Raw genomic sequence first — 22554 nt, forward strand, 5'->3', positions numbered from 1 at the left:
GGCTATTGTTCCTGGACCTCGTTCCAGGAAGGCTTCACCCGGCGCGTGATCGGCAGGAACTCACCGGCTTCGTAGTAAAGGTTCGGCGAGACATAGCGCGCGCTGACCCAGCCGGTTTGCCCTTCAAACTGCCCCTGGTACCAGATGCCGACCTTGTCTCCACGGATCATGCAACCTGTCAGGGACAGCGTGGCGCCGGCAGGCAACATGCCCAGAACCTGCCCTCCCACATCGGGACTGGAGCGGAAATTCACGTTGCTTTTCACCCGGCCGGAAGGGCCACCGTTTTCTGACAGCCATCCGCCTGAGGAAACAAGCCGGTTGTCCGAGCACCCTAGGACGTTCCCCATCAGACCCAGCGTTACAGGCGCTGAAATGACTTTCCTGGACGCACACCAGCCCTGCAGCGCACCGTTGACTTCCTCGTTACCGGGGCCCTGTTGCAGGCAAAGAGGTTTGCCGCGCCACAGCGCAACCGACAAGGTACCCTCTGGCGTCATCGACAGTTGGCAAGAGAACGCGTCCGTATATAGGGTTGCCGTTCTGCCCTTCAGAGACTTCAGGTCCGAAAGCGTGAAGTCGGAGTTCATGAACTGGAACAGGTCGGCGACCTCGTAGTAGGCCTTGAAGGATCGCCCTGCCACATTGACGGTGTTGCAGATTTCGTTGGCGTCATAGTCGACGCCATCCCCCACATGAACGAGATTTGCTTCAGCTTCGTTGGAAACGGGTGAAAAGCCGAGGTTCCAGGTGTTAATTCCACCGCGCAGATAGAAGAAGCTGTCAGCCGTCGAATGCTTCAGGGCCTCCATCATCAGTTCAGGAGGATTGATATTGAATCCGATCAGCTTGCTGTAACGCTCGGTCACCTGGTAGCCAAAGGCGAGGATCTTGTCGATCCGTTCGACCTGCGCCCCCTGATCTCCTGCCAGATACGCCATGTGAAAGCCGAGCTCTGCGCCTTTTTCGACATATCTGGCATCGTTGGCAAAGGGAGATACCATGTCCACGGAAAGGGAGAACGCCAGAGCACAGGCAGACAGACATCTGGTGTTCTTCAGCACGAAGACACCACCGATGTTCGGATCCTGACTTTCAAGATTGTACCGGATGTTATCAGCGATCTTGAACCCTTCGAGGAAATCGCCTCCAGGGCTGTTGAAAACAAGGTATCGGACGGACGGGCCGTCGATAGCGTCCAGAAAGGCAGATAATTTGCCAGCATCTCCCTTTGCAATCGGACCTGAAATCTCGATCACATGCGTCCCCACGCCAGGATCGGCTGGATGGAGCACAAACTGATTGATCTGCCCTGCCTCGCTGTCGTCCACGATTGGAAGCTGCGCCAGGACACTATGCGGTCCTTCCGGGGGATAAATAAGCTTGAGGCTTCTCAGGTGCGGTTCGAGATCAGGCCGCAGCCTGAAGTCGGCTGCCTTTGCAAGGGGCATGGTAATTGCCCCCAGCAGCAAAATGAAAAGCAGGGCACCAGCCTTGCACCAGACGTCACCGGCAACTCTCGTCATATCTCGCCCCACGTTGACCTTCGGCCACCTGACTAGCAGGCCGCTGTTTTTTTCATTGCCCCCAGATAGGGAAGACGGCAACGAATTTTTTCAAGGCACCGGTTTTTTGCGCAATACCGGTCAGGCAGATACAAGCTGGAAGATGAGAAATGCTCCCCTTCAGCTTCAAAGCCGGAGGTGCCAGGGGCAAGGCTACGCGCTTGCTCATGTCAGGGGTTAACGGTGTCAGACGTTCTGCAACGTCCAGGCAGCCATTTCGGCAAACACGCGATCAGCCGACGCATTCATGGCCTCGACCGCCTTGTTGACAGATGTACTGCCGGCGGAGGTTTCTGCGCGGAAGACCTTGTTGGCGACCGTTTGGCCGTTGCGGTCATTGACGATACGGGCCGAAATTTCGACAACGCCGCGATTGGCCCCGGCGAGCTGAAGTTCGAAAGCACGGATTTCGGTCTGGAGCTGATAGTCGATCAAGAGCCCGTCCCCCGGCAGTCCGACACCGCGCAAGCGGTTGGTATTCTGCAGGGTTTCGACCAGTTTCGACTGCACCACATTGGGCAGTGAATCCGCCCAGGCAGAATCCGGGAAGTAGCTGTAGACCGGCCCCTTGTCGACAACGGCAATGTAACTGGTATCCAGCGCCTTCAATGCCCGGGGGGCGGCCACCAGAACCTGGACGCGGCTGGAGCGGCCCTGCAGGCCACCGACATCGGCCGCACCGATGCTGTAATAGGCTGAAGGCGTGGAACTGGCGCATCCGGACACCAGCACGCCGAGACCGAGAGCGGTCAATACGCCCCGGCGGGTCATGTCAGTGGTTGCCTTCGTCATACGCCCCTGCCTCTGCACATTCAGTCTCATCGGCGCCGCCCGCCGTTATAGGTCGGCACATCCTCACCCCCGAAGATCACCCGGTTCGGACTGCGTTCAAAGCTTTCCGCCGCCCGCTGGATCGAGATCAGTGTCCGGTTCACCTGCGCCAGTGCCGCAGCAAAATCCGCTGAGCCCTGGGTCGCAAACTTGGAAAGCCCACCCGCAATCGCATCCGCCCGGCTTTCAAACGCAACCGCAACCTTGCGGATCGCCTGCGCTGCCAGCGTCGCTTCCTTGATCAGGCCCTCGCCGTCGCCGTCCACCATGGTGGAAACCTTCTCCACCAGGCTTTCGACACGAACAGAGGTGGAATTCAGCGTCGCGGTCATCTGCTTGGCATCGGAGATGATCTGGTCGACGTCAGGTGTCCGCTTGGAGAGATCGTCCGTCATCCGCTGAACGTTGTCCGCTGCCTTGCGGGCGCTTTCCAGGATGGCCGGAATGCCGTCTTCCGGATTTGCCAGACCTGATGTCGCCGTCTCGACGGAACCGACGATATTCGCGACCTTTTCCGGGTCCACGGCCTTCATCAGGTCGTTCGCGGTCTGAAGCGTCGTCGCGAAGCGTTCGGCTGCCGCCTGAACATCGGTGATCAGCGCCGCGATCCGGTCATCCTGGCCGCGAACCGTCGCCGATACGGCCTCGAAGTTCTGAACGGTGGACTTGGTGGAAGCGATGATCTCGTTGATCTGGCTTTGCTGATTGTTGAAGTTGTCAATGATGCTGGAAACGTTGTCGACGGCCTTGCTGACCTTTTCCGGATCGACACTCGCCACAAGCTCGTCGACCTTGCCCAGCGATGCGTTGAGGTTGTCGGTGAAGGTGCTGACATTGGCAACCACTTCTTCAACCTTGAGCGGATCGATGGCAGCGGCGATTTCCACGCCGCGAGTCATGATGGCATCCACCTTGACCACGACCTCACGCCCGCCTTGCACGATATCCTTGATCGCGCCTTCCTGGTTCCTGATGTTTTCCACCACCGCATTGACGTTCTGCATGGTTTCGCTGGTGGAACTGATCAGCTTGTCGATATCCCCGGTGCGCTTCTGCAGCACCTCGCCCAGAGCCGCGGCGCCCTGGACCACCTTCTGGACATCTTCAGGATTGACAGCGCCAACGATCTTGTGAACGCGGTCCAGTCCTTCGTTGAGGTTCACCGTGAAGGTCTGCAATTCCTTCGCCGCACTCTGGGCGTCAGCCATCAGGAGATCGATGTCGCTGCTGGCCTTGCCGAGACTTGCGGAAAACTTCGACAGATCATCGACGATGGTGGTCACCTTGTCGGACGGCACGGCGGCCAAAATGCGCTCGCCTTCCTGTACCAGCGTCTCAAGACGGGCGGACAGGCTGGAGAATGCCTCTGATGCCTTGCCGATGCTGGCCATGAAATCCTTCACGCCATCGGAATTGGCTGCCAGCGCAGCGGAAAACGTCTCGGCGTTGTTGACGATCTCGGTGATTGCCGGTCCGTTGTCCTTGAGCAGGTCATCGACCGTCTTCATGGTCGAATCCGCACGCTTCAGCACATCGCGCGCGCCATCGACGATATCGTCGAAGAAGGACCGTTCGGCATAGATAACCGGAATATTGTCCTCATCCTGATCTTCATTCGAGCTGAGCAGAAGAGGCGATTCGGACGATCCGCCGCTGAGATCGACATAAGCGACACCCGTCAGGCCGGTGAAATTCAGCGTTGCCTTGGTGTCCTCGCGCAAAGGCGTGGAGGGCTTGATGCCGATGGTCGCCACAACCTTGGTCGGATCGCCCGGCGCAAAGTCGAGCGATTTCACATCGCCCACCTTGATGCCGTTGAACAGCACCTGCCCGCCCACGGGAAGACCCGTTACAGGCCCGGGATAGACAATTTTCAGTTCAACATTCTGCCTGGAGTCCGCGGTAACGGCGAGCCAATACACAAAGCCGAACGCACCGATCAGGACTGCCACCATGAAGGCACCGATCAGGATATAGTTCGCGCGGGTTTCCATTCAGTCCAACCTATGCTCGGCGCAGGGCACGTTCACCCCTGAAGTAAGATTTAATCCAGGGATCATCATTTTTCATCATGTCGTCCATCGTTCCGATGGCCAGAACCCGCTTTTTCCCAAGAACAGCAATCCGATCGCAGATAGAATGCAGACTATCAAGATCATGGGTGACCATATAAACGGTCAGTCCGAGGGTCGAACTGAGATTTGCAATAAGCGAATCAAAGGCCGCCGCCCCGATCGGATCAAGTCCGGACGTCGGCTCGTCCAGAAACACCAAATCCGGGTCGAGTGCAAGGGCACGGGCCAGGCTGGCTCTTTTGATCATGCCCCCGGAAAGTTCTGACGGAAGCTTGTCGGCAGCATCTTGCGGCAAGCCGACAAGTTCCAGCTTCAAGGTTGCAAGCTCGTCCATCAACTGCGGAGAAAGCTTCAGGTGTTCCCGCATGGGAACCTGAATGTTCTGTTTGACCGACAGCGAGGAAAACAGCGCGCCCTGCTGAAAAAGCACGCCCCAGCGGCGCTCGATGGCCGTGCGCTCCTTCGCTGTTGCGGTCGACAGGTCGTGCCCGAACACCGAGATCTTTCCGGTTCGCCGCGGCGTCAGGCCCAGGATTGTGCGCATCAACACCGACTTGCCAGTCCCCGACCCGCCAACGAACCCCAACACCTCACCCCGGCGTACATCCAGGTCGAGATCCTGCAGGATGATCTTGGAACCGAACCCGACCGTGATATCGCGCACGGACAGGACGTTGTCCGAATCCTCTCCCGTCGAGGTGGTCTCTCTTTCAGGCGTGGCGCTTTGGCTCTGCGTCATCGGTTGGTCAAACTCCAATCGCGGCAAAGAAAATGGCGAAGAAACCATCCACCACGATGACAAGAAAAATGGCTTTCACCACCGACATGGTTGTATGGCGGCCAAGAGATTCGGATGAGCCTTCGACCTTCAATCCCTCCACACAGGCAATCAGGCCGACGATCAGCGCCATGAAAGGTGCCTTCACGAGGCCCACAACCAGCGTATTGATGGTGATGGCTGCCTGCAACTGGGTCAGAAAGGCGGCGGGCGGAATGTCCAGATACGCCCAGGTCACCATCCCCGATCCGAAAAGGGCTGCGAGGTCGGAAATGAAGGTGAGGATAGGCAGCGCAATCATCAGCGCCAGAATGCGCGGCAGCACCAGGACTTCGGTCACGCTGAGGCCGATCACGTGCAGCGCATCGACTTCCTCCTGCATCCGCATGGCCCCCAGTTCCGCCGTGAAGGCGGACCCCGAGCGGCCTGCCACCATGATGGCGGTCAGAATCACCCCGATTTCCCTGAGCACCAGGATGCCGGCAAGGTCGACCACGAAGATGTCGGCCCCGAATTGTCTGAGGTAGAAGCCGCCCTGCTGCGAGATGATGGCGCCGATGAGAAAACTCATCAGGGCGACGATCGGCACAGCGCCGATGCAGCTCCGGTCGAACTGAACCGCGATCGATATGCTGCGCAGCCGTTTGGGCTGCAGCAGAACCGTCGACAAAACCAGGCCGAGGGAGCCCAGAATATGCAGCATCGCCAGAGCGTCGTGATAAACATCGACCATCTGCCGGCCGGTGGCTTCCAGAAAGCCGGCAATGGAAAACCCGCCCGGATCCGGTTTCCAGCTTGGCGGATGGTGGTTCTCGATCTCTTCGAACAGGGTCTTTCGGACGGGGGAAACACCGGACAGGCCAACCTTGCGTCCCTCGAATTCCAAGCGCCCGCGCGTGCGATGGATCAGCCAGGCGCCGCTCGTGTCCAGGTGTTCGATCCTTGAAACATCAATGCAGGTGAGCCGTTTTTTGTCGAGGGTGAGGCCGTTCAGCTCTCTTTCGGCGTCGGCAATGGTGCTGACGGTCCAGTCACCGGAAAGGGCAAGGTACTGTTCATCAGGCCCATCCGCCTCCAGAGCCGATTTCGGCGCGATGTTTTTTTCCAAGAATGCCATTCCGGCTGGCTGCCCTCTTGCCGCTGGTTCACCATCCCCCGTATACCTGATGGAGAAGTTCAATACCAACCGTCATTCACCATGAAGTTGGTATCCCCCTCCAGCAGCCACTTGAAAGCTCTATCCATGGAAATTGCACGTCCTTACCTGTTGTTTCTCGGTGATGTTCCCGATGCCCTTGCCGCCAAGACCGCCATTGGCATTGTAGACTGGCGCAAGGACTGGTGCCTGGGCCAGGTCCGCATGCCGGGCTGCGCCGCCGACACCGGCCTCACCGACATGTCGATTGCACAGGGGGCGGAAGCCGGCGCCAAGACGTTCATCATCGGGGCCGTAAACGCCGGTGGACGTTTGCCGGAACATTGGGTCGAATCCGTCGTTGAAGCTCTCGACGCAGGTATGGACGTGGCCTCCGGCCTGCACGTGCGCCTTGCCAGTGTGCCGGCGATCAAGGAAGCCGCCGAGCGCAACGGCCGCCAGCTTCACGACGTGCGCCACAGCGACATGGCGTTTGCCACCGGCAAAGGCACCAAACGCGCAGGCAAGCGCATTCTGGCCGTCGGCACCGATTGCTCCGTCGGCAAGAAATACACCGCCCTTGCCATGGACAAGGCCATGAACGACCGCGGCTACTCCAGCACTTTCTGCGCCACCGGCCAGACCGGCGTGTTCATTTCCGGCCGCGGCGTCGCGCTCGACGCGGTGATTGCGGACTTCATTTCCGGTGCCGCCGAATGGATCTCGCCCGAGACCGATCCCGATCACTGGCAGATCATCGAGGGCCAGGGCTCGCTGTTCCACCCGTCCTTTGCCGGGGTCACGCTTGGCCTTCTGCACGGCTCCCAGCCGGACGGCTTCATCGTCTGCCACGAACCGACCCGCACCAAGATGCGCGGTGTCGAAACGCCGCTGCCGACGATCCAGCAGGTCATCGACATGACGATCGCCTGCGGCAAGCTGACCAATCCGGACATCCGCTGTGTCGGCATTGCGGTCAACACAACCGCACTCGATGACGACGAAGCCCTCGCGTATCTGGCCAAGATCGGCGAAAAGCATGGCCTGCCCGCAACCGATCCGGTGCGCTACGGCATGGAAACCATCGTCGACAAGGTTTCGGCCGAATTCGGTGCGCCATGAGCCTTGAGGTCAGCATCGAGGCACAACGCTTCGAAATCGCGGGAGGTTTCAGGATCTCCCGCGAGACCCGCACCCATGCCCAGGTCATCGTCGTTACCCTGAGCGACGGCACCGCGACCGGCCATGGCGAAAGCGTGCCCTATCCGCGTTACGGCGAATCGCTCGAAACCGTGCAGACTCAGATCGAGGAAATCGCGCCTCTTTTGAAAGACGGCCTCAACCGGGAACAGCTTCTTGAGGCTATGCCCGCGGGAGCCGCCCGCAACGCCGTCGACTGCGCCCTTTGGGATCTGGAAGCCAAGCGCACCGGAAGATCTGCGACAGACATCGCCGGTGTCGGACCGTTGAAACCCGTCACCACGGCCTTCACCATCAGTGTCGATACGCCGGACAAGATGGCTGAAAAGACGCGGGCCGCTGCTCATCGCCCGCTGTTGAAGATCAAGCTTGCGGGCCCCGGTGACGACGAGCGGATTGCCGCCGTGCGCCTTGCCGCCCCCGACAGCACCCTGATCGTCGACGCCAACGAAGCCTGGGACGAAAGCTGTTTCGAAACCAACATGGCCGCCTGTGAGGCTGCAGGCGTTGCCCTGATCGAGCAGCCGCTGCCATCGAAGAACGACGGTCTTCTGGCGGGGCTTGAAAGGCGTGTGGTGATCTGCGCCGACGAAAGTCTCCATCCGGGCAAGAGCATCGACGGACTGCGCGCGAAGTATGACGCGGTCAACATCAAGCTCGACAAGGCAGGCGGCCTGACGGCTGCACTGAAGCTTTTCGATGATGCGCGCGCCCAGGATCTGAAAGTCATGGTCGGCTGCATGCTTGGCACGTCTCTGGCCATGGCACCCGCAGTGCTGATAGCCCAGAAGGCGGATTTCGTCGATCTCGACGGGCCGCTGCTTCTGGCCGAAGACCGCTCGCCGGGCCTGAAGTTCGAAGGCAGCACCCTTTTCCCGCCTCAGCCGGAGCTGTGGGGGTAAGGTAAAAAGCCTGAATGAAAACGAAAAACGCCGGCTCCTGTGATCAGGACCGGCGTTTTTAGTGGCCTGCGTATCCCGAGTTTTAGAAGTGGCAACAATCTCGTTTCAGCGCAGATCGTCAGCTTATTTCAGTGTTACTCCGCCGCCATGCGCTTTCGCAGCATCGGCGTCATGGCCAGCGTCAGCAGGGTGCCTATTGCCGCGACCACCGACATCACGAAGAAGGGCCAGTCCGGATTGATCTCGTAAATGGCACCGGAAACGCTGAGACCGATCGCCATCTGGATGCCCACGGACGTTGCCAAAAGCCCCTGCCCCGTTCCCGCCCACCGGCTGGGCACGACCCGCGCAAGAATTGCCACAGCCCCCAGATGCGCCGCACCGAAAGAAAGGCCATGCAACGTCTGGAGGGCGGCCATGGCAGAAACCGTATCTGCGAAGGGAAACAGCAGCCACCGCACAGTGGCCGCCGCGCCGGCTGCCAGCAGGAAGAGCGGCGGATCGAACCGTTGCGCCAGCTTTCCGGCGACCGTGAACAGGGCGATTTCAGCCGCAACGCCTGTTGCCCACAACAGACCGATAGCAAAATCCGGAACGTCCATGGCCTGCCAATAAAGCGTGCCAAAGCCGTAGAAGGCAGAATGGCTCGCCTGGTAAAGGCCGAGCACCACCAGCAATGGCCAGAACCAGACGCTTTTGAAAGGCGTGTCCATGTCGTCGTCGTCAGATCCAGTTCCGGCTCCTGACGTGGCGCTCGCGTCACGCCGCTTTTGGCGGGGAAGCGACATGGCAACAGCTCCTGTTGCGAGCGAAGCCAGGCCCACGGCAACGACGATGAGCCAGGATGTGCCCTCTGCAGCCAGCGAACCTCCGACAATGCTGGCGACCACAAAACCGGCCGAACCCCACAGCCGCATGCGCGCATAATCGGCCCCGGTATTGCGCTGAACATCCAGCGCATAGGCATCGCTGAGCGGCACCACGGGTGCATTCATGACCATGTAGCCGATCACCGCGATGGACAGGAACACAAGCCCAAGGGGGAGAAAATACAGACCGATGAAGGTTGCCGCCGCCAAGGAGTAGATCAGGATCGACAGACGGCGCTGGCCGGTACGGTCGGAGAGATTCGACAGAAGCGGGCTTGCCGCGATCCGGGCAATGGTGCCTATCCCCAGAACAAATCCGATTTCGGCAGCCGTCAGCCCGCGAAAGCCGAGTACGACCGGAATAAACGGCAGAAACAGGCCAACGCCGAAGAAATGGCTGGCGAACAGGGCCGAGACACGGCTGCTGATGCTGGAACGGTCGAGCGACATGGGATACCGGGCGTGGAACCGCCCTAAAAGGATGTTAACGATTTCCGCCTTACCTTAGGGCGAAGTTGTCCGTGTTACGGCAATAAACGACCCTTAGGCAAGTTGAGAATCGCGTCCACATGAAAGCGGCAGCAGCACAGGAACAGCCGGAGCTGATCGGCGAAGCCGAATATCAGACTCTCGAACAGACCCTGATGGAGTCCGATCGCGGGCGCAGGTTCCTGAAAGAGTTCCTCAATCGCAACAAGACACCGGAAACCACCGAGATCCTGACTGCGATTGGTCGGCTTGAAAAAATGATGACCCGGCAACGCAAGGTGCCGGACCTCGACAAGATCCGACTCGACATTGCGGACATGCACGAGGCCATAGAGCGCACCAAGGCGGAGATTGCCAACATCAAGGCGGAAGGCGAGGAAAGCAACCGCTTTGTCGACGCCTCTCATGAACTCGATGCCATCGTCACCCAGACCGAAGGCGCGACCCAATCCATCCTGGAAGCCGCCGAGCAGATTCAGGAAAAGGCATGGGTCCTGCGCGAGAACGGTGCCGAGGATGCGGTCTGCGACGACATCGATGCCAAGGCGACCGAAATCTTCATGGCCTGCTCCTTCCAGGATCTGACCGGCCAGCGGACGAACAAGGTGGTCCAGGTGCTGCGCTACCTTGAAAGCCGCATCAACCTGATGATCAACATCTGGGGCATCGAGGAAATGGACGCCGACGCGACGGCCGGTCCTGTCGACAATCGCCCGGATGCTCATCTCCTGAACGGTCCGCAGCTTGCTGGCGGCGTTTCCCAGACCAACGTCGATGAGCTGATGTCCGTGAGCGACGATGTGTTCGACGCCGCGCTGAAGGAAACCGGCGTCGATGAGAGGGCGCCGGAAGCCCCAACCCATGCCAGCGCAGCAGACGTCGATGCCATCATGGCGACCGAGTCCGACGTCGATGACATTATGGCCGGCGGCGATGAGCCCATGGATGCGGCCGCCATCGACGACATGTTCGCCTCAGCCCCCGCGGCCGAGGAAGAAGAAGAAGACGAAACCGAACTCGCCGGTGCAGATCCGGACGCCACCCTGGACGAGGCTGCCATCGAACGCCTGTTCGACAGCGAAGTCGGCGATACCGCCGACGAAGCCGAAGCCGATGCGGAATGGGAACTGACCGAGGAAGTCGCCGAGGAAGATGGCGAAGACCCGCTGAAGCAGCTCTCCGAAGCAGAGCGTCAGGCCCTTTTCAACTAAGGCCGGATCTGACAGCAAATTCGAAAAAGGCGCCCACTGCGGCGCCTTTTTTGTGTCTTCGGCTATCCTTAGGCCCCGGCACGACCTTTTAAAGACTCAGGCAGGGAACCGGTGCCGAAGAGAAAAAGGTACGTGACCACAGGGATCACAGCCTCCCCGATCCGGCTCGCGCTGCGCTTGTCCGGGATGACGATGGAGGGGAAAACCATGGAGGCATCGCAGGTCCAAGTGCCGTCACTGCGCTCGTGTTGCTCCCCTTACGAGGTCATCCCGGACGCAGCAAAGCGGAGATCCGGGATCGGGGCACCGAGGCGTTTGGATTGAAGCCACCAAGTCCCGGCAAAAGGCCGGGACAAAAATCAGGTGGCGAACCGCAACGGAGTGCCGGCCAGGTGTCAGGGCCGGGAGTTTATCTTGGCGAAGAATTGTTCCGCCTGCTGGCCAAGCTGACCGGCCTGATCCCTCAACGCCGCCGACATGTCCTGAATGGTGACAACGGCCCCTTCGACATTTTCAACCGACCCGCGCACGGCAGTGATCTCGTCGGTAAAGGCCTGGGTGCCCTGCGCGGCGATCTGGACGTTGGAGGAAATTTCGGCGGTTGCCGCTGCCTGCTGTTCCACGGCCGATGCAATCCCGGTCGCGATTTCGGACAGTGCACCGATGATCGACGTGATGCCGTCGATATCCTGTACCGACTGCTTCGTGGCCTGCTGGATGCTGGCCACCTGTTCGGTGATTTCTTCCGTTGCCTTGGTGGTCTGGCTGGCAAGTTCCTTGACCTCGGCGGCAACGACCGCAAATCCGCGCCCCATTTCTCCGGCGCGGGCCGCCTCGATGGTGGCGTTCAATGCCAGCAGGTTGGTCTGTGCCGCAATTTCGGAGATAAGACCGATCACCGAACCGACCTGATCCGCAAAGCCGGCAAGCTTCGTGACGGAATCGTTGGTGCTGCGCGCGCCTGCCACGGCCTTGATAGCCATTTCGCGCGACTGCTCCGCCTGACGGCCGATCTCGAGGATCGACGCGGACATTTCCTCCGTTGCCGTCGCGCTGGATTGCACACCGCTCGCCGTCTCCGCGGAGGTATTATCCATCATGACCATTCGTTCGCCAATGGCGCCGGTTTCCCGGCGCAGACTGCCCGAAGATGCCTCAAGCTGTTCGGAGGCCGTGCCGAGAGTACCGACCGTACCGCCGAGCACATCCTGAAATTCCTGGATGGCTGCCTTCAGTTCGGTCTCGCGCCCGACCGCATCGGTCACCATTTTCTCGTGATAGGTGGAGATCGCCACATCCATGTCGAGCATGACCAGCTTCGTCATCACCTGCACTGCCTGCAAGCGCTTGCCTGAGGACATGAAGCGCTTCGTCAGGATCATCTCTGTGAGCTGTGTCAGGGCGAAGGAATAGCCACCGATGTACCAGCTTGGATCGAGACCGATCCGTTCATGGGTAAGGCCGATCTTCACCGCCCGTTCCTGATAGGCTTCATCGGGGCCCGTTGCGAAAAGGCCTTCCCAATGGCTCATCTGCGCTTTCACCAGGCGGGCCTGCTGATCGCCGACAAGCGCCGCCAGATGCGGAACGGTTTTCACATGCGTATAGAACTCGTCCAGAATCTTCGGCAAGGCATCCTTGATCGCCGGCCAGACGGACTGCGCCAGCGTCCGGTCCTCATCGGTGTAACGGAAAAACTTCAACCGATCTTTCAAGGTGTTAGTCTGCATGGATGCCCCTTGGAACAGCTCGGAGACGGCCGGGAAGCCGGCCTCATGAGCTGATCGCTTTACAGTTACCGGACCGCCGGGCCTTGCCAGTGAAAAGGCACGGGATCCCTACCCAATTCAGCGTGTGTCGCCCGGCCTCTTTCAAGCCTCTGCGGACTTTTAAAAGGCAAAAGACGGCGAACCGCGCCATGTTTGATGCATCGGGAACGCTGGCAATGACCAGATGATGAAAGGAGAAGACGCTGCAGCGTTGCTGGCAATGCCCACTGCAATTGGATCTTCGGCAATCCCGTTCACATCGTCCCGACGAAAATGCAAACAGACCGCCGCACCGGATGGGCTCTCCCACCCGGCGTCGGCAAGCCATGCTTGTAGACCCCGCTCTAGCGAATAGGCCCTAAGGGTGCGTTAACGGGACAGCGCCGTCATCAGCATTTGTGGATCTATGTTTCCGCCAGTCAGCACGATGCCTACGGTCTTGCCTCTGAAAGGCAGCTTTCCGGCCAGCAAGGCTGCCAGTGCAACAGCACCTCCCGGCTCCACGACAAGCTTCAATTCGGTAAAGGCGAAAGCCACCGCCGCCAGGGCTTCCTCATCGGTGACGGTCACGCCCTCGCCTGCGACGCGTTGCAGGATCGAGAAACCGATATCGCCCGGCGAATCAGACAGGAGCGCATCGCAGATGGACCCGGTCTTGACCGGGTTCGACAACCGCTCGCCCGCTTCCAGAGACCGCTTGTAATCGTCAAACAAGACCGGCTCAGCCGTATGAAAGACCGTCCCGGGCGATTTGCTTTCCAGGGCCAGTGCAATGCCGCTGGACAATCCACCGCCGCCTGTACAGGCCAGCACATCGTCCAGGTGAAGGCCCAGCGCTGCTGCTTGAGCAGCCATTTCCAGCCCGACAGTACCCTGCCCTGCGATCACACCGACATCGTTGTAGGGGTGGACAAATGTCGCTCCGGACTCGGAACACAGATCTCCAGCGATCGCATCGCGGTCTTCGGTCTCCCGGTCGTAGGTGATGACGGTCGCTCCGTAGCCGCGCGTCCGCTCCAGCTTGATCCTGGGAGCGTCGGACGGCATGACGATGGTTGCGGGCATACCCAGCAACTGCGCGCTTGCAGCAACGCCTTGAGCGTGATTTCCGGACGAACAGGCGACCACCCCCTTGGAGCGGTCTGCTTCCGGAATGAGGCTTAGGCGGTTGAAGGCGCCGCGAAACTTGAAAGAGCCGCTGCGTTGCAGATTTTCCGGTTTGAGGACAACGGTGGTCCCGGTCATCTCGTCGAGCAAGGGATGGCGCAGCAGCGGTGTTACCAGCGCCTCGGCACTGATCCGCTCCGCCGCAGCTTCCACATCCTCGATGGAAACCGTGTTACCAGCCATCTTCGAACCTGCTTCAGACACAGGCAGCGATTGCATATTCGTCATCGGAACTCGCTCTAAACGTCAAACAATTGCTCGCAGGCCCCGCCACAGCAGGGCACTGGGCAATGCCTCGGCCCATTTCAAGGCCGGGTTTCGATGCAAGTGTTTTCACAGGAAAGCGGGCAGTTCCAGCGGGAACTTGTCTTGGTGTCAATTTCGTGCACTGGTCCGCGCCGTGCCTTGGAACACCCGGTCAGCGGCCTATTCGGCGGCGCTTCCCTGCACTGAACGGCCGTTGAAAATGTCCTGTGCCTCGATGCAATTGTCCAGGAACTGACGAGCGCTGGCAGCCCAAGTGTAGTTCATGGCAATCGCCCGGCAATGGTCGCGCGGAATATCCAAGGCCGCTTCCGCTGCTTCGCGCAGGTCCTCGGACAGCACACCCGCTCCCGTATCGCTGATGACGTCGAGCGGGCCCATCACCGGGAAGGCGGCAACCGGTACGCCGCAGGCCAGTGCCTCCAGCATCACGTTGCCGAAGGTGTCGGTGAGGGACGGAAAGACGAAGACATCCGCGTCCGAGTAGTGTCTTGCGAGATCCTCGCCGACCTTCGACCCGGTGAAATGCACCGCCGGATACTCCCGGCGCAGATTGTCGAGCTGGGGGCCGTCCCCGACCACCACCTTCGATCCCGGCAGGTCGAGATCCAGAAACGCCTTGATGTTCTTTTCGATCGCAACCCGGCCGACATACATGAACACAGGGCGCGGCAGATCGGCAGGCAGCACGGAGCCCTCGTAGGGCTTGAACTGCTGTTCATCGACCCCACGCGACCAGCGCATGAGGTTGGTAAAACCTCGGTCGCGCAGATCCTGTTCCAGCGACCGCGTCGCAACCATGCAGCCGCAGCCGGAATTGTGAAACCGGCGCAGCCAGCTATAGGACCACGTCAGCGGAACCGGCAAACGAGCCGACACATATTCCGGAAACCGGGTGTGGTAGCTGGTGGTGAAGGGGCGCCTTGCCTTTTTGGCCACGCTTGCCGCCAGAAGGCCGAGCGGGCCTTCCGTTGCAATGTGAAGATGCTCGCAGCCGTAATCCTCGATCTTGCGACGCACGATGCCCCGGTGGGTCAGAGACAGGCGGATTTCCGGATAGGTCGGGCATGGCAAGGTGGTGAATTCCTGAGGGGACAGGAATTCGACCCGCACGCCGATCTTTTCCAGTTCCTCTGCCGTCCGCTCCAAAGAGCGAACCACTCCGTTTATCTGGGGATGCCAGGCATCCGTCACAATCAAAATGGAACTCATGCGGCGACCGGCGCTTCCTTGGCTTTCGCCGGCACGGCCTCCACCTGGGTACGGTCCACCCATCGGATCACCTCAAATGTTCCATCGTGGTGCTCGGCAACTGCAGTGCAGCTTTCCACCCAGTCACCCGTATTGATGTAGTGAATGCCATCCAGATCGCGATCCGCAGCATGGTGAATATGCCCGCAAATGACCCCATCGACACCCTGCCGGCGTGCCTCGTCGGACAGAGCCTCCTCGAAACGGCCGATGAAACTCACCGCATTCTTGACCTTGAGTTTGGCCCAGGCGGAAAGCGACCAGTAGGTCAGGCCAAGGCGGCGGCGCACCATGTTCACCCAGGTGTTGATACCGAGCGCGGTCACATAGGCCTTGTCGCCAAAGAACGCCAGCCACTTGGCATGGCGGATCACCACGTCGAACTGGTCGCCGTGAATGACCAGATAGCGTTTGCCGTTGGCTGCCTCGTGAACGATGCTGTCAGTCACTTCGACACCGCCAAAATGGGTACCGAGGAAACTGCGCAGAAACTCGTCGTGATTTCCCGGAATATAGATGATGCGCGCGCCCTTGCGCCCCTTGCGCAGGATCTTCTGCACAACGTCGTTGTGAAGCTGCGGCCAGTACCAGGACCGCCGCAAGCGCCAGCCATCAGCGATGTCACCGACCAGATAAATGGTCTCGGCTTCATTGTCCTTCAGAAAATCCAGCAGCATATCCGCCTGACAACCGCGCGTGCCGAGATGGACGTCGGAAATAAACAAGGCCCGGTAATGCCGCGATGCCTCAGCGGTAGACATAGCACTTCTCCAAATTTCCTTTGGAGCGCTATAGACGCGATTCAAGTATCACTATTATGACAAATGGCAGGACTTCCCCGACGGCGCCTGTTTTCAAGCTTGATGATTAACGCCGGAACTTACCGGGAAAAAGGCAACTCGCAGATCACCAGCCGGTTCGCCAATACTCTGCCGGGAGCCGGCTGACATTCTGCCTGCCTCCTCCAACGGCCTTATTGCCATTTGACAGCATCCGCTATTGCCAGCCACAAAGCCTATCCAAATTGCAGCAAGGAGATCGCTCATGGACCTCGGCCTCAAGGGCAAAAAGGCAATCATCTGTGCGTCGAGCCGCGGCCTCGGTAAGGGCTGCGCGCAAGCGCTGGCGGAAGCGGGCTGCGACATCGTCCTGAACGGTCGCAACGAAACGGTTCTGGAAGAAACCCGCTCGCAGCTTCAGAACCTCTACGGCGTGAGCGTTGCCGCTATCGCAGCCGATGTTTCCACCAGAGAAGGCCAGGAGGCGCTTCTGACCGCCTGCCCGAATCCGGACATTCTGGTCAACAACAATGGCGGCCCGCCCCGGCGTGACTATTCCGAGCTGGACCGTGAGGCGCTTCTGGAAGGTGTGGTGCAGAACTTCGTCACCCCTATCGAGCTCATCCAGGCGGTCGTTCCGGGAATGAAGGAACGCGGCTTCGGCCGGATCGTCAACATCACCTCGCTTTCGGTGAAAATGCCGATCGAAGGGCTCGATCTGTCCAGCGGAGCACGGGCGGGGCTCACTGCGTTCCTGGCTGGTGTCTGCCGTCAGCTTGCACCCCATGGTGTGACGGTCAACAACCTTCTGCCGGGCAAGATGGACACCGACCGGCTGAAGGGCGGCTTTGAGCGCGCCGCGCAGCAGAGCGGAAAAAGCCTCGAGGATGTTCGCGCGGCTCAGGCTGCTGAAATTCCGGCGAGACGTTTCGGCTCGGCCGAGGAATTCGGCCAGACCTGCGCTTTCCTGTGCTCCCGCCACGCCGGCTACATCACCGGCCAGAACATCCTGATGGATGGCGGGCTCTATCCGGCGGCATTCTAAGGGGCTGCCCAAACAAAAAAGGCCGGCGCGATTGCCCCGGCCTTTTTTCGTCATATCAGCGGGCCTCCTGACCTTCCCCGAACTCAGCCAGTCATTCGGGACACGGTGCAACGGAGATCTCAGTATCGCTGTGCCCAGTTCCACGAAAATGGGACGAACGACAGAACTCCTGCATTCGAAAGACCTTTGCCTCCCCGATCCCGGCTCTCGCTACGCTCGGCCGGGATGACTACACTGTGGAACGTCCTTGCTGAATGAACCTGAAACGTTCGTCTTGGCATTGGGACCGTTAGCTCCCCCTACCCCTCGGCTGGTCATCCCGGACGCAGCGCAGCGGAGATCCGGGATCGGGGAGCCGAACGCCTGTGCGAGGAACTTCTCAAAAAGACCTCTGCAATCAAGAAGGCTTCTGCATCACCTCCCTCACCTCTTGCGCCAGCCAGGCTGAATGAGAATGGAGAGTTTTTCTTCAAGCAAAAAGGCCGGAGCATATGCCCCGGCCTTGTTTCTATTTGTCAGCAAGCTTCCGCTCAGTAGGTATACCTGAGCGCAGCCGAGATGATGTTCACCTGGCTGTCGACCTTGCCGGTGTAGGTACCGATATTGGAATTGTAGTCCTGGTGGTTGCCCGAGATATCGATCTTGGTATCGGCCGGGATCAGGTGCGAGTAGCCGATGTCGAAGGCGAGATTTTCAGACGGAGACCAGGTCATACCGGCCGACAACCACAGACGGTCGTTATCCGGCAAACGTGTGGAACGAATGGCCTCGTCGATCGGCGAAAGCTCGTAACCAACACCTGCGCGCAAGGTAACCTGCTGATTCCAGTTGTATTCGCCGCCTACCGAGAAGAACCAACCGTCGTCATAGTTGAATTCGAGGTTGGGCAAACCGGTCGGGTTGGTCGTCGCCGTGCCACCATCGCTGCTCGGATGCACGGTCTTCAGGCGGGACCAGTTGGTCCATTCAACCGTACCGGCGATCTTGAAGGTATCGTTGATGCGGTGACTTGCCGAAAGGGTAACGGTTTCCGGCGTGACGACTGTCGCCTCGATACCCGCACGATTGCCTGAAAAGGATACCGGGGTCATGCCGGCAAAAAAGCGCCCGCCCGGATTGGTGTAGGAACCGTCGAGATTATTGGCCACTGCGGACCGGTAGCCGAGACCGATCTCGGTCCCCTCCCAAGGCCGCACGGTCAGACCGGCAGTGACGCCGATGCCATAGCCTTCTCCCTTGAACTCGGTCGTCGCCGCAGAGGTGGAGAACGGATAGGCCGATTTCAGCCGAACTTGCAGATACTGCGCCTGGACCCCGACACCGACAGCGAACATGTCGTTGATCTGATAGGCGATGGCCGGATTTACGTTGACCGAGAACACTTCGGACGACCGGGAATAATACTGGCCCGCCCAGTTCTGCTCCGGTTTTGTGCTGAGCCCGAACGGCGCGTTGACGGCAAGGCCGAACACCACTTGATCGTTGAAGCGGTAAGCTGTGTAGGTGGACGGTACCCAGGCATCCGATGCAATGTCGCCACTGCCTGCGGTGCTGGTCGTCGCACCATTGACGGTTGTCAGCGCTCCGGGTGTAAAGGTTCCGTCAATATCGGACTCAGGCATGATGAAAGAACTGTGCGATTCAACCGTGAGCCCTTTGCCCGCACCAATCAGCGTTGCCGGGTTCCAGAACATCGAGGAGATGGACTCACCCGTCGTTCCGTTCCCCGCGAAAGACATTCCCTGGTAATAGGCACTCTGTTCTCTCAGTGCGAACCCACCTGCGAACGCTGAACTCGCAACCATTGATAGAACTACGGCTGTAGAAGCAAGTAGAACTGATTTCTTGTTTACCCACGGCATTAAGTTTCCTCCCATCCCCTAGCCCCCGGATGTTCCATGACTACCGGAGACAGGATTTTAGGAGAATGCCGTTCGTTTCAACCGCATATTTACGTCAGTTCGGCGGACGGTTTTTCATGCTGCAATGCGAAATACGCACCAATTTTCGAAGGCAATGCTGGCGGAATGTTCAAAACACTTCAAAAAGGACAAGTTCAAAGTGTGTTCGTTATAGAACCGACACACTTTCGAACATTTGCCTAAAAAACAGGCAGTCAGAATGTCAGTTTCCGATAACGTAATTTAACGTTGAATCGTTGCGGCTTTGCCACAGATCTCGCAACGGAATGTGGATGGTTTGTAGGACAAATCCTTTGGTATTCCTTGGTAAAAACACCAATCAGCTTCCTAAACGGAAACCGAACTGACCGAATGCAGGCTCGCGATTGCCTGCCTCAAAAAGACATTTTGTCAGGAAGTTTTCCTGCGGATGGCACATTCGTTTCGCTTGGAAACAGTCCATTTCCGGTCCGCTGGTTTCAAAACACAAACCGGTCGGTTGCAACGGTTCGCAACAAGAGTAGCTGCGGAGTGCCAATATGCAGTCCGCAGCCGTGACACGCAGGTCTAACCGTCCCGGGCTTCCAGGAAACGGCGCATGGCAACGTCGCTCCAGGGAGCCAGACGAGCCCGGGCAGCCATGTGGCTGTCGTAGATGCTCTGGCTGAGCGCGTCCTTGCTCGCGAATTCCGCCAGCACCTCGGCCGAAGTCACGCGCAATGCGTCCAGAACGTCATCCGGATAGGGACGCACGATGACGCCGTCTTCTTCCTGCAACAGCTGCAGCGCGCCGGCATTCTCCCAATCGCTTTCGGCAAGCGAGCGGCCGTTTTCTGCCTTGCAGGCTTCCAAAACGATTGCGCCCAGATCTTCCGGCAGGCCTTCCAGCGCCACCTTGTTGAACAGCGCTTCGCCGGTGCCATTGGGCTCATGGAACCCGGGTGTATAATAGGATTTGGCAGCTTTCTGGAATCCCATTGCCCGGTCCGACCATGGCCCCAGGAATTCCGTTGCATCCAGCACGCCGCTATCCAGCGCCTGGAACAACTCACCTGGCGGCAGACTGATGGGCGTTGCCCCGAGCCTGCGCATCACCTCGCCGCCAAGACCCGGCATGCGGATCTTCAGCCCCTTGAGATCGTCCAGAGTGGTGATCTCGCGTTTGAACCAGCCCCCCATCTGGACGCCGGTGTTGCCGGCCATGACCGGGCGCAGTCCGAAGGGGGCATAAAGCTCATCCCAAAGCGCCTGACCGCCCCCCTGTTCGATCCAGGTGATGTGTTCATGTGGCAGCAGGCCGAAAGGGATCGCGGTGAAATAGACCGAGGCCGGGATCTTGCCCTGCCAGAAAAACGAGGCCGTATGCGCCATCTGCGCCGTGCCCGCGGAAACCGCCTCGAACACGCCCAGAGCCGGCACCAGTTCACCGGCGGCATAAAGCCAGACGCGCAGCCGGCCGCCGGACATCAGCTCGATCCTGTCCGCAATGCGCTGTGCGGTCATCCCGGGTCCCGGCAGGTTCTTCGGCCAGGAGGTCACCATTTTCCATTCCAGCGTCGCCTGCTCCTGCGCCAACGCTGGCGCGGCCAAGGCGCTGGCTCCGGCGGCTGCGGAAGCCCCCAGTAGTCCGCGCCGGCTGATCCGTCCGGCTTCGGTCTTTGGCTGATCGGTCATCTCACTTGCTCCAGAACGCGTGGAAATGATGGACGGGCCCGTGACCGCTACCTATGTGCAGGGTATCGGCGGCGGCGATTGCGGCCTGAATATAGGATTTGGCGGACCGCACGGCCGCTTCCATGTCCTGTCCCTTGGCGAGACCCGCGGCAATGGCTGATGACAACGTGCAGCCGGTGCCATGCGTGTTGTCGGTCTTGACCCGGTCGGACCGGAGCCAGATCGTATTGCCTTCACGGTCCAGCAGGAGGTCAGCACTTTGCTCGCCGGCCCCATGCCCGCCCTTGAGCAGAACCGCATTGGCTCCAAGGCCGAGCAGACGCTCGGCCTGTTCGTGCATCTGGGTTTCGTCAGCCGCAACATCGCCCTGCAACATGCGCGCGGCTTCATGCAGGTTCGGCGTCACGATGTCGGCCAGCGGCAGCAACAGGCTGATCAAGGTGTCCACGGCACTGTCCGCCAACAAGGGATCTCCGGACGCTGCCACCATCACCGGGTCGAGCACCAATGCCCCCGTCTCGAGCGTCTGCAACCCTTCCGCCACCGCCTCGATCGTATCGAAACGAGACAGCATGCCGATCTTGGTTGCCTTGACGGCCAGGTCGGAGAAAACTGCCGTCATCTGGGCTCGTATGAAGTCCGGCGGCACATCGTGAATGGCGCTGACACCAAGCGTGTTCTGCGCGGTCAGTGCCGCAATGACGCTCGCGCCATAGACACCATTGGCGGAAAAGGTCTTGAGATCCGCCTGAATACCGGCTCCGCCGCCGGAATCCGATCCTGCAATGGTTACCGCGATTGCGGTCATGAGAGCCTCCTGGAGAAGATGGACGACAAGCGCGCGTCAGCCGGTCTTGAGACGGGCTTCAATGTCGCGGTCGGTTAGGGAATAAAGCGCGTCGAGCAATTCCGGCACCAGACTGCCCGGTCCCGCCGCCCGGCTGGCGGCAATTTCACCGGCTATGTTGAAGACGGACAGTCCGCAGGCAGCTGCCAGCGCCCGGTCGTTTTCGACACTCAGGAAGGCCGCCAGAACCGCGCCCCCGGCGCAGCCGGTGGCCGTCACGCGGGACATCAGTGGATCGCCGTTGCGCAACAGAAAATCCTCGCCGCGGCTTTCGATCCTGTCTTCCGGTCCGGTGACGGCAAACACCGTTCCGGCCTCGATCAAGGCATCGACATCCGCCCGTTCCGGCAGAAGGGCGGCAAGTTCTTCCGAATTGAGCCGCACCAGATCCGGCTTCGAGCCCAACAGCTCACGCGCATAGGCGCAGCGCACGGGCGACCGGTTGACGAAAACCGGATCGACACAGATCGGCCGGCCAGCCTTTTTTGCGGCTTCCATCGCAAGCGGAATGGCCGCGCGGCGCTCCTCATCGAGCGTGCCGAGGTTCACCAGCAGCGCATCGGCTCCACCCGCGAAGGCGGCAACTTCCTCCCTTGCGATGGTCATGGAGGGGATGGCACCGAGCGCCAGCAGCACATTGGCGGTGAAGCTCTGCGCAACCGCATTGGTGATGGTGTGAACGCGCGGCGCTTTCTGCCGGACCCGCTCCAGAAGGGAGAAGACCAGATCGGCGCTGAGCGCCTGCGTGGATGCGGCGACGGACAAGCTCATGACGGCTCTCCTGTGAAAGAAAGCCCGTTGC

The 22554-nt window shown here is 59.8% G+C and carries 18 protein-coding genes; 4 read left to right on the forward strand and 14 right to left on the reverse strand.

From position 1 onward, the window contains the following. Positions 1-2: 2 nt before the first annotated feature. The 5 genes from SIAM614_RS05540 to SIAM614_RS05560 all read right to left on the reverse strand — a co-directional run bounded on the left by SIAM614_RS05540 (position 3) and on the right by SIAM614_RS05560 (position 6366). Positions 3-1526, reverse strand: a complete 1524-nt coding sequence (locus tag SIAM614_RS05540; RefSeq protein WP_040439319.1) for an SH3 domain-containing protein — start codon at positions 1524-1526, stop codon at positions 3-5. 225 nt (positions 1527-1751) lie between these two features. Further along, a complete protein-coding gene (locus SIAM614_RS05545; RefSeq protein ID WP_006932731.1) occupies positions 1752-2357 on the reverse strand; it encodes an ABC-type transport auxiliary lipoprotein family protein in 606 nt (201 codons plus the stop codon). Between the two features lie 26 nt (positions 2358-2383). Next, positions 2384-4390 carry an MlaD family protein gene (locus SIAM614_RS05550; RefSeq protein WP_006932732.1) on the reverse strand — a complete coding sequence of 669 codons (2007 nt, stop codon included), beginning with the start codon at positions 4388-4390 and terminating at the stop codon, positions 2384-2386. A gap of 10 nt (positions 4391-4400) precedes the next feature. After that, positions 4401-5210, reverse strand: coding sequence for an ABC transporter ATP-binding protein (locus tag SIAM614_RS05555; protein ID WP_040439320.1), 810 nt, complete (start codon positions 5208-5210; stop codon positions 4401-4403). A 7-nt stretch (positions 5211-5217) separates the two neighbouring features. Then, on the reverse strand, positions 5218-6366 hold the full coding sequence (locus tag SIAM614_RS05560; RefSeq protein ID WP_006932734.1) for an ABC transporter permease: 1149 nt from the start codon (positions 6364-6366) through the stop codon (positions 5218-5220). A gap of 126 nt (positions 6367-6492) precedes the next feature. On the opposite strand from SIAM614_RS05560, the gene dgcN reads away from it, so the two are divergent. Together dgcN and dgcA are read left to right on the forward strand one after the other, a co-directional pair. After that, positions 6493-7506: an N-acetyltransferase DgcN gene (dgcN, locus tag SIAM614_RS05565; protein ID WP_006932735.1), complete on the forward strand. Its 1014-nt coding sequence runs from the start codon at positions 6493-6495 to the stop codon at positions 7504-7506. Further along, positions 7503-8486 (forward strand): N-acetyl-D-Glu racemase DgcA, encoded by a 984-nt coding sequence (gene dgcA, locus SIAM614_RS05570; protein WP_006932736.1) that lies wholly within the window; start codon positions 7503-7505, stop codon positions 8484-8486. The genes dgcN and dgcA overlap by 4 nt, the downstream gene beginning before the upstream one ends. A gap of 134 nt (positions 8487-8620) precedes the next feature. Here dgcA and SIAM614_RS05575 read toward each other — a convergent pair whose 3' ends face one another. Beyond that, positions 8621-9805 (reverse strand): MFS transporter, encoded by a 1185-nt coding sequence (locus tag SIAM614_RS05575; protein ID WP_006932737.1) that lies wholly within the window; start codon positions 9803-9805, stop codon positions 8621-8623. A gap of 119 nt (positions 9806-9924) precedes the next feature. Between SIAM614_RS05575 and SIAM614_RS30450 the strand changes: the two genes are divergently transcribed. Continuing rightward, positions 9925-11055 (forward strand): protein phosphatase CheZ, encoded by a 1131-nt coding sequence (locus tag SIAM614_RS30450; RefSeq protein WP_006932738.1) that lies wholly within the window; start codon positions 9925-9927, stop codon positions 11053-11055. Between the two features lie 395 nt (positions 11056-11450). On the opposite strand, the gene SIAM614_RS05585 is transcribed toward SIAM614_RS30450, so the two are convergent. The 4 genes from SIAM614_RS05585 to SIAM614_RS05600 form a co-directional block, all read right to left on the reverse strand. Then, complete coding sequence (locus SIAM614_RS05585) at positions 11451-12785, reverse strand: globin-coupled sensor protein (RefSeq protein ID WP_040439321.1); 1335 nt, start codon at positions 12783-12785, stop codon at positions 11451-11453. Between the two features lie 408 nt (positions 12786-13193). Beyond that, positions 13194-14174, reverse strand: a complete 981-nt coding sequence (locus SIAM614_RS05590) for a threonine ammonia-lyase (RefSeq protein WP_040439322.1) — start codon at positions 14172-14174, stop codon at positions 13194-13196. A 243-nt stretch (positions 14175-14417) separates the two neighbouring features. Beyond that, on the reverse strand, positions 14418-15467 hold the full coding sequence (locus SIAM614_RS05595; protein WP_040439323.1) for a glycosyltransferase family 4 protein: 1050 nt from the start codon (positions 15465-15467) through the stop codon (positions 14418-14420). After that, positions 15464-16267, reverse strand: coding sequence for a UDP-2,3-diacylglucosamine diphosphatase (locus SIAM614_RS05600; RefSeq protein ID WP_040439324.1), 804 nt, complete (start codon positions 16265-16267; stop codon positions 15464-15466). Before SIAM614_RS05600 ends, SIAM614_RS05595 begins: the two co-directional genes overlap by 4 nt. 283 nt (positions 16268-16550) lie before the next feature. Here SIAM614_RS05600 and SIAM614_RS05605 point away from each other — a divergent pair, with 283 nt between their 5' ends. Then, positions 16551-17330 (forward strand): SDR family oxidoreductase, encoded by a 780-nt coding sequence (locus SIAM614_RS05605; protein WP_006932746.1) that lies wholly within the window; start codon positions 16551-16553, stop codon positions 17328-17330. 530 nt (positions 17331-17860) lie between these two features. On the opposite strand, the gene SIAM614_RS05610 is transcribed toward SIAM614_RS05605, so the two are convergent. The 4 genes from SIAM614_RS05610 to SIAM614_RS05625 form a co-directional block, all read right to left on the reverse strand. Beyond that, positions 17861-19207 (reverse strand): OmpP1/FadL family transporter, encoded by a 1347-nt coding sequence (locus SIAM614_RS05610; protein WP_324293994.1) that lies wholly within the window; start codon positions 19205-19207, stop codon positions 17861-17863. Between the two features lie 591 nt (positions 19208-19798). Next, the gene (locus SIAM614_RS05615) at positions 19799-20905 is read right to left on the reverse strand and encodes a TRAP transporter substrate-binding protein (protein ID WP_006932751.1); all 1107 of its coding nucleotides are present in this window, start codon (positions 20903-20905) and stop codon (positions 19799-19801) included. 1 nt (position 20906) lies between these two features. Further along, positions 20907-21713: a bifunctional hydroxymethylpyrimidine kinase/phosphomethylpyrimidine kinase gene (gene thiD / locus SIAM614_RS05620; RefSeq protein WP_006932753.1), complete on the reverse strand. Its 807-nt coding sequence runs from the start codon at positions 21711-21713 to the stop codon at positions 20907-20909. 36 nt (positions 21714-21749) lie between these two features. Beyond that, positions 21750-22523, reverse strand: a complete 774-nt coding sequence (locus SIAM614_RS05625) for a hydroxyethylthiazole kinase (RefSeq protein ID WP_050789327.1) — start codon at positions 22521-22523, stop codon at positions 21750-21752. Positions 22524-22554: the final 31 nt, after the last annotated feature.

This window comes from Roseibium aggregatum IAM 12614 (assembly GCF_000168975.1).
Classification (GTDB): domain Bacteria; phylum Pseudomonadota; class Alphaproteobacteria; order Rhizobiales; family Stappiaceae; genus Roseibium; species Roseibium aggregatum.